This is a genomic window from Cellvibrio sp. UBA7671, assembly GCA_002483145.1.
GTDB lineage: Bacteria > Pseudomonadota > Gammaproteobacteria > Pseudomonadales > Cellvibrionaceae > Cellvibrio > Cellvibrio fibrivorans.
In genome coordinates this window covers 233,652-247,084 of record DLHJ01000003.1, presented here as the reverse complement: position 1 = coordinate 247,084, position 13,433 = coordinate 233,652, and the positions used below count along the sequence as shown (strand labels likewise).

Here is a 13,433-nt window from a genome sequence, read left to right as displayed (position 1 = left end):
ACATGTCAAAAGGGCATAGCTTACAAGACCCTTACCTGAACGTTCTGCGTAAAGAGCGTGTACCTGTATCCATTTACTTGGTAAATGGAATTAAATTACAAGGTCAGGTTGAGTCATTTGATCAGTTTGTCGTGCTGTTGAAAAACACCGTAAGCCAAATGGTTTACAAGCATGCAATCTCCACTGTAGTACCATCACGCGCAGTACGTGTACCTCTGTTGAACGAAGCAGGTGGTATCGAAGGCGAAGAAGACGAGCAAGCCGAGTAATTTATCAAATCATTGATACAACCTCGAGGTCGCTAATTGTTTTTTGATCGCCCTGAATCGGGTGAACTGGCTGTGCTGGTTCACCTGAATTTATCTCACGGCCAAGATGCCGAAGATCCCCGCGAATTTGAAGAGCTGGTATTGTCCGCAGGTGGTGATCCTGTTGCCTTTCTTACCAGTGGTTCACGCATTATTCCCACCGCTAAATTTCTGATCAGTACGGGCAAGCTCCAGGAGTTGGCCGATTTGGTTGCTGAGCACAAAGCCGAGCTGGTGATTTTTAATCACACTCTCACTCCCAGTCAGGAGCGCAATCTGGAAAAAGTACTCCAGTGCCGTGTGCTTGATCGCACCGGTTTGATTCTGGATATTTTCGCCCAGCGCGCGCGTACCTTTGAGGGTAAATTGCAAGTGGAATTGGCGCAGTTGCGTCATACGGCCACACGCTTGATTCGCGGCTGGACCCATCTTGAGCGCCAAAAAGGTGGTATAGGTTTACGTGGCCCCGGCGAAACCCAGCTTGAGACAGATCGCCGATTGTTGCGTAACCGTATCAGTATGATCGAGCAGCGCTTGGAAAAAGTGCGTTCGCAGCGCGAACAGGGGCGCCGCTCCCGCCAGCGCGCTGCAATTCCTACTGTATCTTTGGTGGGTTATACCAACGCCGGTAAATCTACCCTGTTTAACCGCATAACCGGTTCAGATGTGTATGCGGTGGATAAATTGTTTGCCACGCTCGACCCCACTATGCGTCGCATTGAGTTGTCCGATATAGGTGCCGTCGTTATGGCGGATACCGTAGGCTTTATCAGCCACCTTCCCCATAAATTGGTTGAAGCCTTTCGTGCGACATTGGAAGAAGCGAGTAACTCAACTTTGCTCTTGCATGTGATAGATTCCGCAGCGGAAGAGCGGATGCGCAATACCGAACAAGTTGAGTTGGTGTTGGAAGAGATAGGTGCGGCTGATTTGCCGCAGTTGCGGGTCTACAACAAAATCGATTTGCTTGCCGATGCGGAGCCGCAAATTGATCGCGACGAGACAGGTAAACCCATAGCCGTGTGGCTCTCTGCGCAAACTGGTCCTGGTTGTGAGTTGTTGGCTGAAGCCGTCTCTGAATTGTTAGGCAAAGAAGTTGTTAATGGATGTTTGGTGTTAACTCCCACTCAAGGGCGTTTGCGCGCTATGCTCTACGCCCAGCAGGCAGTTGTGGAAGAAAATTATCGCGAAGATGGCGCCAGCCTCTTGCGAATACGCCTGCCCAAAAGTGATTTATTGCGAATTCTCAGTGCCGCTTCTCTGGCTTTTGAGGATTTGACTTGGGATGATCAGGCTTTACCTGTGCCCGATGATTTATCGGGGGAGTTGTAAACGCACGAATCATCCCCAATACAGCTTTACTTTCTACGTGGAGAAAAACTATGGCCTGGAATGAACCGGGAAAAGATAAAGACCCTTGGGGTGGACGCGATAGCGGCAAAAATAATGATGGCCCGCCAGATCTCGATGAAGCCTTTAAAAAGCTGCAAGACAAACTAAACGGTATTTTTGGTGGCGGATCAGGTGGCGGTAAATCATCTGGTGGCGCCAATTTTGGCCCTCTGTTTGCTGTAGCTGCCATCATCGCTGCCGTGTTTTATGTTGGCGCCGGTGTTTATCAGGTGGATGCCAAAGAGCGTGCTGTGGTGCTGAAATTTGGTGCTTTCTCCGAAATCAAAACAGAAGGTTTGAATTGGAATGCGCCTTTGATTACCGAGGTGTATATCGTCAACGTGACTGGCGAGCGGCAGTATCCTTCGCGCGGTTTGATGCTGACCGAAGATGAGAGCATCGTTGAATTGCCAATCACTGTGCAGTTCAACGTCTCTGATGTGCGCGCCTATGTGCTCAACGTAAAAGACCCTGAAGTGAGTCTGCGCCATGCAACTGATTCGGCTGTGCGCCATGTAATTGGTTCTACCGAATTGAATCAGGTTTTGTCCGAAGGTCGTCAGGCGATTGCAGCAGAAGTGAAACAGCGTTTGCAGACTTACATGGATTCTTACGGTGCAGGTATTCAGGTAAATACTGTGAATATCCAGGATGCTCGTCCTCCCGAGGAGGTTCGCTCCGCATTTGATGATGTGATCAAAGCGAAAGAAGATGAGGCTCGCTTGAAAAACCAGGCGCAGGCCTATGCCAACGGCATCATCCCGGAAGCGCGCGGCCGCGCCCAGCGTATGATCGAAGAGGCTGAAGCCTACAAAGCAGAAGTTATTGCTCGCGCGGAAGGTGAGACAGATCGTTTTGAAAACTTGCTGACTGAATATAAGCGCGCACCTGAAGTAACCCGTCAACGTCTCTATCTCGAAACCATGGAGAGCGTGATGAAAAACTCCTCCAAAGTGATGGTGGATGTCGAAGGTGGCAACAATATGTTGTATCTACCGCTTGATCGCATGGGGTCGCGTACGCCAGTGGCTGAGCCACAAGTGCAAGCAGATAGTTTCAACAGTCGGGCTGCCCAGACGCTTGAGTCACCCAAGCCCCTTGTTCGTCGGGAGGTTCGCTAATGTCTACTAAAGGTTTTGTTTCAATCATTGCATTGATTGTTGGATTGTTGCTCGCATTCAATTCTATTTATGTCGTTACTGAGTACCAGCGCGCCATTATGTTGGAGTTCGGACGTATGGTTCAGGCTGACATCAAGCCCGGTTTACATTTTAAAAAGCCATGGGCCAAAGTGAGTAAATTCGATGGTCGTTTGCTGACGGCCGATATGACCCCCGAAAGTTTCTTTACCGTGGAACAGAAGCGTCTTGTGGTTGACTCTTACATCAAATGGCAAATTAAAGATGTGGAAACCTACTACAAAGCCACCGGAGGAGATGAGGCTACTGCAGAGAGCCGCCTTGCCCAACGTGTAGCGGACGGTTTGCGTAACCAGTTTGGTCGCCGCACCCTGCACGATGTGGTTTCCGGGAAGCGTGATGAGTTGATGAGTGAGATCACTGCCAGCATCAATGTTGATGCAATGAAATTGCTCGGTATTGAAGTCAAGGATATTCGTGTAAAACGCATCGATTTCCCGCCCGAAGCTAGTCAATCTGTGTTCGCCCGTATGGCCGCTGACCGCGAAAAAGAAGCGCGTGAATATCGCTCGCAAGGTAAGGAGCAGGCTGAAGTGATTGGTGCAGATGCCGATAAACAGCGCGCTGTACTGGAAGCTAATGCCTATCGCGACGCAGAGCGCATTCGCGGTGATGGCGATGCCAAAGCAGCTGCAATCTTCGCTGAGGCTTACAGTAAAGATCCTGAGTTCTACAGCTTTGTACGCAGCCTAAATGCTTATCGGCTCAGCTTTAGCGGTAAGGATGATTTGATGGTGGTTGATCCACAGAGTGATTTCTTCCGGTACCTGAAAGATCCAAAGGGTAAAAACTAAGCTCTGATCCGTTAGCAAGTCGCCCGCGGTGCGGGCGATTTTTTCGTACGGCTGATCTTATTGCGATTAGCCTACAAATCCTCCGGCAAACAGTGTTAAAATGCCGTAACCGAGCCAGCCGCTCGGTTTTTTTATGCGTGCTTGCCAGATGCTTTACCTCTAAAGTGCGCATTTAACCCTGCATTTAACCTAGAGTCGCTTATGACCTACGCTGATCGTTGGCTATTACCGGACGGAGTGGAGGAAATTCTCCCCGCCGAGGCCAAAGCCATAGATAGTTTGCGTCGCCGCTTGCTGGATCTGTACAGCACTTGGGGCTACGACATGGTGATCCCGCCACTGTTGGAATACACCGATTCACTGCTGATTGGTTTGGGGCGCGATGTTGATCTGCTCACCTTTAAAGTCACCGACCAGTTAAGTGGCCGCACCTTGGGTATTCGCGCCGATATCACCCCGCAAACCGCGCGTATGGATGCCCATAGTTTTAACCGCACCGGCGCCAATCGCCTGTGTTATGCCGGTCATGTGGTTCATACCCGGCCCAAAAATCCGCTTGCAACCCGCACCCCTATCCAAGCTGGGCTTGAGTTTTACGGTGAGCCGGGTGTTGCGGCTGATATCGAAGTTGTTTCACTTCTGTTGGAGTCATTGCAAGTGGCGGGGCTCCCGCGCTTACATATTGATTTAGGCCATGTCGGTATTTATCGCGCGATCGCTGCGGATGCCAGTTTGACCAAGGGACAAGAAGATACTTTTTTTGAGTTGTTGCAGCGCAAGGCAAGCACTGAAATTCGCGCGTGGGTCGATGCCAATATTGCCGATCCGGCAAAAGCACAGTTGTTTTTAAGCTTGCCAAGGTTAGCGGGCAATAAATCCGTTTTGCAGAAAGCGCGTGACTTGTTCAGTGGAGTGAAAGCGGCGCAAGCTGCAGTTGATCAACTGGATGAAGTTGCGCGGGTTATCGAACAGCGCTATCCCGCCGCTGAGCTGTATTTTGATCTGGGCGAGTTGCGCGGTTATCACTACTTAACCGGTCTGGTATTTGCGGCCTTTGCGCCAGGTTATGGCAATCCTATTGCCAGCGGCGGCCGTTATGATCATATCGGTGAAGTGTTTGGTCGCGCGCGTCCGGCAACCGGTTTTGCGGTCGATATTACCGCTATTAGCAAACTGGGTTTGCTCAACAAGGGTGGGGTGCCCGCCATTGCGGTTATTGAAACCGGTAATACGCAGCAGTGGGAGATGATGCAAAACCTACGCAGTCAAGGGCAGCGCATTATCGCAGTTAGCGAAGGCGCCAACCTGGCAGAGCTGGGCTGCGATCGCCAATTATTGTTACAGGATGGTCGCTACAAGGTCGTAGCGCTTTAATCAGTTAGTTTTCTTTTTATCCAGCACAGAGAGTTAAACCAGTCATGGGCAAGAACGTCGTGGTATTGGGCACCCAATGGGGTGACGAAGGTAAAGGCAAGATCGTGGATTTGTTGACCGATCAGGTCTCCCTGGTGACGCGTTTTCAAGGTGGCCACAATGCGGGGCACACTCTGGTGATCGACGGCAAAAAGACCGTTCTTCACTTGATCCCTTCAGGCATCTTGCGCGAAGGAGTCACCTGTCTGATTGGCAATGGCGTTGTGCTATCGCCTGAGGCTTTGCTCAAAGAAATCAAAGGCTTGGAAGATACTGGTGTTTCGGTACGCAAAAATTTGCGTTTGTCTCCCGCTTGCCCACTGATTCTTCCCTATCACGTTGCGTTGGATCAGGCGCGTGAGCTGGCGCGCGGAGATGCAAAAATTGGCACTACAGGTCGCGGCATTGGTCCAGCCTATGAAGATAAGGTTGCGCGTCGTGGCCTGCGCTTGGGAGATCTGGTCGATCTGCAAAGTTTCGCTGTTAAGCTCAAAGAAATCCTCAGCTACCACAACTTTGTATTGACCAACTACTTCAAGGTCGAAGCCGTTGATTTCGACAAGGTACTGGCAGACTGCAAACTCTGGGCGGAGCAGTTGTTGCCGATGATGGCTGATGTGACCGAGTTACTTCACACTGCTCGCGAGCAGGGTGAAAGCATCCTGTTTGAAGGTGCGCAGGGTTCGCTGTTGGACATCGATCATGGTACCTATCCCTTTGTAACCTCATCTAATACCACCGCTGGTGGCACTGCTACCGGTTCCGGTTTTGGCCCCCTCTATCTTGATTACGTGCTGGGAATCACCAAAGCCTACACCACCCGCGTTGGTTCAGGCCCCTTCCCGACTGAATTGAGTTGTGAGATTGGTGAATATCTGGGCAAAAAAGGCCACGAATTTGGCGCAACCACTGGTCGCAAACGCCGCTGTGGCTGGTTTGATGCTGTAGCTGTGCGCCACGCCAACCGCATCAACAGTGTTACTGGTATTTGCCTCACCAAGCTTGATGTGCTTGATGGACTTGAAACCGTAAAAATCTGCATTGGTTATCAGGATGCTAAAGGCAATTCTATCATTGGCATGCCCTATGACGCCGATGGTTGGGCTGGCATTAAACCAATCTATGAAGAAATGCCAGGTTGGAGCGAATCTACTGTGGGTGCTCAAACTCTGGAAGAGCTTCCAGCCAATGCTCGTGCCTACATTAATCGCCTTGAGGTGTTGATCAAGGCGCCAATCGATATCATCTCTACTGGTCCTGACAGGATCGAAACTATCGTCTTGCGTCATCCATTCTTGGCATAAAATCCCGAATTTTTGTCGTCAAAAAGCCCGCTTTTCGAAGCGGGCTTTTTTTATTTGCGAAACTTCAAATCAAGGGTAATTGATAATCTCTGTTTCAATTGATAGCGCTGTCAATTCATCTTGCGATGGATCATTTATTATTCTGTTATGACTTATAGTCAGATTGACACATTAATCATCATAGGCGTAGGATATGAGTATCTTGCTTTCTTTTGCTTACAAGTATGCAAGATCAGCTCTAGCAGCAAAACCTTGATCTACACTTGAGGAGTTTTGATTTCTTCCTGAAATACAAAACAATATAAAAATCACCTAAAGATAAATTTAACAAAGGGGTTGGCTATGGTTTTCCATAAAAATCAAAAAACCGCACAACAGCAGGGCGTTAAGTTCAAAAAATCCATGTTGGCTATGTGCATCATGGCATTGAGTGCTCCTTCTTTTGCGCAAGATACAACAGAAGAAAAAGATGCCAGTGTTGAGGAAATTGTTGTAACTGGTGTGCGTGCTAACTTGCAAAACGCGCAGGATGTTAAAAGAAGCTCGGATACCTTCGTAGATGCTATTTCGGCAGAAGACATCGGCTCCTTACCAGATCGTAGCGTACTGGAGGCGATGCAACGTATTCCTGGTGTATCAATCGAACGTTTTGCTGCCGCAAACGACCCTGACCATTTCGGGGTTGAAGGTTCAGGTGCTGTAATTCGCGGTATGTCCGCTACTCGTTCAGAATTCAACGGTCGCGATTCGTTCACAGCCAACTCAGGGCGCGGTTTGAGCTTTCAAGACGTTCCACCAGAGTTGATGGCTGGCGTTCAGGTGTTTAAAAACCAATCAGCTGATATGGTAGAAGGTGGCATTGGCGGTACAGTGAACTTGATTACTCGCAAGCCTTTCGATTCGAATGATCGCGTTATGGCATTTAACGTTGACTATTCGTATGGTGATTTGGCCGAAGAGTGGACACCTACTTTTTCTGGTCTTTACAGCGATCGCTGGGAAACGGAGGCGGGAGAGTTTGGCTTTTTAATCAACGCATCAAAATCATCTTTGAAGGGTATTTCCCATGGTATTCAGTCGGATGCTTATGTTGAATATCGCGACGACTATAGCGACTTTCCTCGCGCTTTGTCTGCACCAGGTGCCGGGCATGCCGGGCCGAATGATATAGCTGGAGCGGAGCGTTTTGCGGAAGCTGGCCGCTCTGTTTGGATGCCTCAAGGCTCGAACGCTACCATGAAATTTGATGATCGTGATCGTCAAGGCTTGGCTACTGCCTTGCAGTGGGAAAACCCCGAAGATACCTTTCTGGCCACTGTGCAGTTTATGCGTTCAGATGCTGAGTTGGCTTGGACAGAAAATGCTATTAAATACCAGTCTGGTTACGAGCGTCGTCAAGCACTTCCTCTGCAAGGCACCGAGTACGAGTTTGACGATGACGGCTTATTTCAGGGTGGTGTTATCACTCAGGATGGGCGCTTCAGTGATGGCGGCTGGCGCTCTGCTGACCCAGATAATCCGGCTGCGCTGCGTTTGCCTCACGCCGCCAGCTGGGCTAACCCTGCTGTCGCACAGTTTGGTTCTCGCTTCCAGACTGATAACCGTTATAAGAGTACTCGCACGGTAATCGATGACTTTGCCACTAACTTCAAGTGGACTCCAAGCGACAATTTTGAATTGAGTTTAGATTTGCAGTACATCAAGGCCAATACCGAAGATGATGATGTGACTGTAATGATGGCAACTCACGCCATTCAGGATTTCGATGTGTCAGGCAGTACGCCTCGCCTCACACTGATCGAACCATGGCATGGTATTCGCGATAACAATATGGCCGTAGATAGCAATGCCTTGGTAGTGGAGGGTAGCGAGGGCACTGGCCCATTTGGCGCTGCGGGTGCGGGTGTGTTGGTTGGCGGTAAGGCGCTGCCAGGCTTTTCAAATGACCCTGCCGGCGATTCTAACTGGTTCCAAGATCCGACTTCATACTGGTGGCAGTCGGCGATGGACCATTACGAGCGCTCAGAAGGTGACTCTAAAGCGGCTCGCTTGGATGGAATTTACACCTTCGACGATGACGCTGGTTTTATAAAAGCAGTTAGATCAGGTATACGCCATGCAAATCGCGAGCAAACCGTTCGTTCAACAGCCTACAACTGGGGTCAATTAACTCCTATTTGGGCGCAGCCGTTTGATCAAATCGGCTGGGCGGATACTCCAATTGTCTCTGAGATAAGTGGTCAGTGGGAAGAGGTGGATTGGTCGGATTTCCATGGTGGTGGCGTTATTACTATCCCAGGAAATACGATGCTTCATCCTTCAGATGCGCTGGTTAAGTCCATCGTAAAAGAACAACGTGAGTTGCCGACGGGTGGTAGTGGCAATCTTTGGGAAAATGCTGCTGATCGTCCAGGCACTACCGGTTCTTATTTCCTGCCGTCAGAAGTCTTTATTACCGAAGAGACCAATCAGGCTGCCTACGTGCGCGTTGATTTTGGGTCGGAGGATTATTCCTATCGATTTGACGGAAACTTCGGCTTACGCTACGTAAACTTTGAGCGCGTTGCCACTGGTTCGGTACAGTACCCCGACGTTCTCCCTCGCGATCTTCCTCCTGCAGGTGCCCCAGACCCGCGCAACACTGCGGCGCACCTGGCCTACCTCGAGGGTAAAAGAAACGAGTTGTTAGCAGCGGCAGCAAGTAACCCTGCATACAATCCTCCGCCGTTAAGTGCTACGCCCACTGCTGAGGAGATTTCAGCTCGTCGTTCGTATGACAATGCATTCATCAAGACGGATTATGATGCTGCAACGAAGTACGCCGGTGACATTGGTAACTTCCTCTCGCCAACTGAACTTGGGTTTGGTAACAACGGTGCATCTATCGAGGACTCAGTCCATGACTATGATGCATGGTTGCCGAGCTTTAATTTGAAAGTGGAGTTAACTGATGACCTGTTGGTACGTTTTGGTGCTTCAAAGGCAATCGCAATGCCTGACATGGACTTGGTGCGCAATACTACCAGTCTGCGAGCGTTTGAAACTACTCGAGCTGTGTTGACTGATACGTCGGTAACTCCACCTTCAACGACGCTTGTTGGCGGAGCTATTAACACTTGGGCGGGCAGTTCTGGTAACCCTTATTTGAATCCAATGGAGTCTAAGCAGTACGATGCCTCTCTGGAGTGGTATTTTGCCAATGTAGGGTCTTTGACATTATCGTTGTTCAAGAAAGATCTGACCAACTTCTTTGTGAACGGTGCATTTGATCGTGTCTACACCAACCCAACATCTGGCGTGACGCAGACTGCGACAGTCGAGGGTACCATCAATAACGGTGAGGGCGAGTTGGAAGGGTTTGAGCTTGCGTATCAGCAATTCTACGACATGTTGCCAGCTCCTTTTGATGGTCTTGGTTTGCAAGTGACCTACAGCTATATTGATTCCAAAGCTATTCCCAATTCAGGAAGCCTTGATCCAGATAATGGTGGTGATATAGATACAGGTGCGCGAGTAGATCTTTCTGGCCTGCCATTACAGGGGCAATCGAAAGACACGTTCAATATCGTGGGTATGTACGATAAGGATGCTATTTCATTGCGTTTGGCCTATAACTGGCGTTCACGCTACTTGTTGACTACCCGTGACGTAATCAGTCGTTATCCTCTGTGGAATGATGATTCTGGCTTCCTTGACGGTTCAGCGTTCTACAAGCTTAACGATAATTTGACAGTAGGTTTGCAGTTTACCAACCTGTTGAATACCCAAACTGAAACTATCATGATTCTCGATGGCAAAGGTTTGGAGGCTGGTCGCTCATGGTTTGTCAATGACAGACGTGTAGCGCTGTTGTTGAAGGGTACGTTCTAAGTTTTAATACGCTAGGAGAAGCGCGCAACGGAAGTTGTGCGCTTTTTTTTATTCCAAATCTTTGCATTTGTATCCCCCGATGATCCGATTTGACAGTTCCAGTCTATTATTCTGGAATAGTGCTTTGGGTTAGAGAGTTCTTCCATGTTTAATGAACTAAAAAAAATAATAATTTTGGGTGGTGGTACAGCTGGCTGGATGACAGCGGCAGCTTGTGCAAAATTTCTGCCTGAGAACTATCAAGTTGTCTTGGTCGAATCCGAGCAAATTGGTACCGTTGGTGTTGGCGAAGCGACTATTCCCCATATTCGTTATTTCAATAATATGTTGGGTATTGAAGAGCGGGCGTTTCTTTCAGCGGTTAAGGCTACATATAAGCTAGGAATTCAATTTATCGATTGGGGTTCATTAGGGGCTGCTTATATCCACCCATTTGGTTCGCACGGTTACCCTGTAGGGAGTATTGATTTTCATCACTACTGGTTGTCCGCTATGGCTTCAGGTGTGGCACCGGCATTTGATCAGTTTTCCCTTGCCGTGGTGATGGCAGAAAAAAAACGTTTTGCTTTTCCTGAAACCAACGCAATTAATGGCAAGAATGCATTCAGTTACGCGTATCACATAGACGCCGGACGTTATGCAAAGTTTCTGCGAAAATATGCAGAGGAGCGTAACGTCGTTCGTATTGAGGGGCGCTTGTCTCACGTAATGACCGATGCCACTAGCGGTGCCATTTCAAGTTTGCAAATGGATTCCGGCGCAACTGTAGAAGGGGATTTTTTTATTGATTGCTCGGGGTTTCGCGCAATCTTATTGGCCGAAAAACTATCAGTACCTTTTGATGACTGGTCAAACTGGCTGCTTTGCGATAGAGCTGTCGCCGTTCCTTGTGAGCGTGTAGAACCGCCAAAACCTTATACCGTTGCCCATGCCAAGCCTTGGGGGTGGCAATGGAGAATCCCGCTTCAGCATCGCACGGGTAACGGAATGGTGTATTCCAGTTCGGCGATCACTGATGAAGATGCCTTGCAAAACTTATTGACTAATCTTGATGGTTACCCGCTGGCGGATCCAAATTTCTTGAAGTTTACTGCTGGAAGACGAAAAAAAAATTGGGAAAAAAATTGCATTGCAATCGGCTTGTCTAGTGGGTTTCTTGAACCACTGGAATCAACCAGTATCTATCTCATTCAGCAGGGGATTCTAAAGTTTCTCGAGTATTTTCCGGGGACGGGTGATCTGTCTACATTGCGTGATGCTTATAATAATGAAATGGAAACCGAGTATGTCCGGATTCGCGATTTTTTAATTCTGCATTATAAAATAACCAAGCGTAATGACTCAGAGTTCTGGCGTTACTGCCAGAATATGGCACTGCCTGAGTCACTTGAACGTAGTATTGAATTGTTCCGAGCTACCGGGCATGTAGAACGTTATCAAAATGGTCTTTTTATGTCGCCGAGTTGGCTTGCTGTATATCTTGGGCAGGGAGTTGGTAAAGTCAATTTCGATACTCGTGTTCTTAATTATCCCGACGCCTTTGTGCTCGGTGAAATGCAAAAGATGCGGGAAAAGCTGGAATTGCAGGTGCAGGCGATGCCTATGACAAATGATGTTTTGGAAGCAGAGCTAAGCGCGACTGGTATTAACCAGCAGCCCGTTGCTGCAAGTCTTTACGGTGTGGTATGAGGGGACTTGAGTCGGTATTGGTGTTAGGCAATTCGTGGCATTCATTGCTCGTAGCCTGCTCGTTAAAAAAGAAAATCGCTAACCTGAAAGTAACCCTGAGTTACAACGAGCTGAAGACCAATGGTGCGGTCAGTGTCAGGAGAGAGCTTTCAAGTTTGTTATCTGTGCTGGAGCTCACTCAGGAATCATTGCTGAGACTATGTGACGGTACTTATTTTTTAGCTCATCATATTGTCGATGAGTCATATGGACGAGAATTCTATTGGTCGGTTGATGATTACGGTATATCAGATGAGGTTCAGGATTTTCATCAGCTTTTTGAGCGTTTTCTGTGGCCGGAAGCCAGATATGATGATTTTTGTGTAACTGCCCAATTATCAAAATATGGGAAAGTAATTGATTTGCAGCGGCATGTATCGGCGGCTGGTGCGCAAAAAAAAGAGCAGAATTACTCCGGGTTACACTTAAATATAATTCCGTTTACCCGACTACTGCTTCGCTATGCGACATACCTCGGCATCACAGTTGTAAATGAAGTTACCGCGCCTTGCAAAGAAAAAAATGAGGCAGTGAAAGGGGAGGCTTTGGATTCAGCTGGTGCGCGTCACACTGCTGATTTCGTTATAGATGCATCCTATATTCAGGAGGGTATTTCCAGCGAGCCCAATCAAGATGTTCATGACTGGACTCATTATTTTGGAAATCAGTACGCTACTCGTCTGTTTGTTGCTAACGATTTTAATCCGAATCCAACTTCAAGTCTTGTGTTTAGTTCTGATAGTCTTGTCAACGCAATACCGTTGCGCACGGGGGTTGCTTACGAATACCTTGGCAATAAAATCGTGCTTGACAAATTTTTAACTCAGTCACCGCATTCAGCGGCGAAAAAAACGCTGCGGCAAAATACATACGGTTGCCTCTGTCGGCCCTGGCAGGGCCGCAAATTGGCTCTTGGCCTTGCTGCCGCTCGTCCTGGCAACTTGTTAGTATCTGAGTTGGATTTGCTTATGCAAGAGCTGGCGCTATTGATTGGACTCTGGCCTTCTGTTCCATTCCAACCGAGCCTTGCGCAAGAGTACAACCGCCTTGCAACTACCTTATATTGTTCGGTTAGGGATATGCATTTGCTAGGCTATTGGTTGATTCAAGGTGGCGAACTGTCCGATCTACAATCTCTTCCGACCGAACTACGCAAGGAGGTAGAAGTATTTATAGCATCCTCGCGACTACCTCACCGTGATGAGCGATACCCAGCTGCGGCAGAATGGATTTCATTACTCATGGGGCTAAAAAAATGGCCAATCCACTTTCCGCCGTTAAGGCTTGAACGAGCTGACAATGAGTTCCCGGATTTTTTCCAAAGCATTCTCAATAAGGTTCGGGAGATTGTAGCCAATGCTCCCCAACAGGTAGCGCATATCAATGACCTGTTGCGCAGTCAAAATAATCATGCGGAGCGCTAAT

General features: G+C 48.5%; 9 protein-coding genes. All 9 read left to right on the top strand.

Annotation, left to right across the window (positions count from 1 at the left end):
* Positions 1-2: 2 nt before the first annotated feature.
* The 9 genes from hfq to B4E62_RS03560 all read left to right on the top strand — a co-directional run bounded on the left by hfq (position 3) and on the right by B4E62_RS03560 (position 13,432).
* Positions 3-269: an RNA chaperone Hfq gene (gene hfq, locus B4E62_RS03600; protein ID WP_039912679.1), complete on the top strand. Its 267-nt coding sequence runs from the start codon at positions 3-5 to the stop codon at positions 267-269.
* Positions 270-305: 36 nt separating this feature from the next.
* Positions 306-1,640, top strand: a complete 1,335-nt coding sequence (hflX, locus tag B4E62_RS03595) for a ribosome rescue GTPase HflX (protein WP_331351096.1) — start codon at positions 306-308, stop codon at positions 1,638-1,640.
* A 50-nt stretch (positions 1,641-1,690) separates the two neighbouring features.
* Positions 1,691-2,821 carry an FtsH protease activity modulator HflK gene (gene hflK / locus B4E62_RS03590; RefSeq protein WP_331351095.1) on the top strand — a complete coding sequence of 377 codons (1,131 nt, stop codon included), beginning with the start codon at positions 1,691-1,693 and terminating at the stop codon, positions 2,819-2,821.
* Positions 2,821-3,693: a protease modulator HflC gene (hflC, locus tag B4E62_RS03585; protein ID WP_310072695.1), complete on the top strand. Its 873-nt coding sequence runs from the start codon at positions 2,821-2,823 to the stop codon at positions 3,691-3,693. The genes hflK and hflC overlap by 1 nt, the downstream gene beginning before the upstream one ends.
* Positions 3,694-3,894: 201 nt before the next feature.
* Positions 3,895-5,067 (top strand): ATP phosphoribosyltransferase regulatory subunit, encoded by a 1,173-nt coding sequence (locus B4E62_RS03580; protein ID WP_331351094.1) that lies wholly within the window; start codon positions 3,895-3,897, stop codon positions 5,065-5,067.
* A 44-nt stretch (positions 5,068-5,111) separates the two neighbouring features.
* The gene (locus B4E62_RS03575) at positions 5,112-6,410 is read left to right on the top strand and encodes an adenylosuccinate synthase (protein WP_331351093.1); all 1,299 of its coding nucleotides are present in this window, start codon (positions 5,112-5,114) and stop codon (positions 6,408-6,410) included.
* Positions 6,411-6,752: 342 nt separating this feature from the next.
* On the top strand, positions 6,753-10,280 hold the full coding sequence (locus tag B4E62_RS03570; protein WP_310072689.1) for a TonB-dependent receptor: 3,528 nt from the start codon (positions 6,753-6,755) through the stop codon (positions 10,278-10,280).
* A 144-nt stretch (positions 10,281-10,424) separates the two neighbouring features.
* On the top strand, positions 10,425-11,969 hold the full coding sequence (locus tag B4E62_RS03565; protein WP_331351092.1) for a tryptophan halogenase family protein: 1,545 nt from the start codon (positions 10,425-10,427) through the stop codon (positions 11,967-11,969).
* On the top strand, positions 11,966-13,432 hold the full coding sequence (locus B4E62_RS03560) for a tryptophan 7-halogenase (RefSeq protein WP_331351091.1): 1,467 nt from the start codon (positions 11,966-11,968) through the stop codon (positions 13,430-13,432). Before B4E62_RS03565 ends, B4E62_RS03560 begins: the two co-directional genes overlap by 4 nt.
* The last annotated feature ends 1 nt before the right edge of the window (position 13,433 follow it).

Bases quoted from the DNA above. Each gene is read 5' to 3' on its own strand.
- B4E62_RS03580 (WP_331351094.1), top strand. From the start codon at position 3,895: ATGACCTACGCTGATCGTTGGCTATTACCGGACGGAGTGGAGGAAATT.
- hflK (WP_331351095.1), top strand. From the start codon at position 1,691: ATGGCCTGGAATGAACCGGGAAAAGATAAAGACCCTTGGGGTGGACGC.
- B4E62_RS03565 (WP_331351092.1), top strand. From the start codon at position 10,425: ATGTTTAATGAACTAAAAAAAATAATAATTTTGGGTGGTGGTACAGCT.
- hflC (WP_310072695.1), top strand. From the start codon at position 2,821: ATGTCTACTAAAGGTTTTGTTTCAATCATTGCATTGATTGTTGGATTG.
- B4E62_RS03575 (WP_331351093.1), top strand. From the start codon at position 5,112: ATGGGCAAGAACGTCGTGGTATTGGGCACCCAATGGGGTGACGAAGGT.
- B4E62_RS03560 (WP_331351091.1), top strand. From the start codon at position 11,966: ATGAGGGGACTTGAGTCGGTATTGGTGTTAGGCAATTCGTGGCATTCA.
- hfq (WP_039912679.1), top strand. From the start codon at position 3: ATGTCAAAAGGGCATAGCTTACAAGACCCTTACCTGAACGTTCTGCGT.
- B4E62_RS03570 (WP_310072689.1), top strand. From the start codon at position 6,753: ATGGTTTTCCATAAAAATCAAAAAACCGCACAACAGCAGGGCGTTAAG.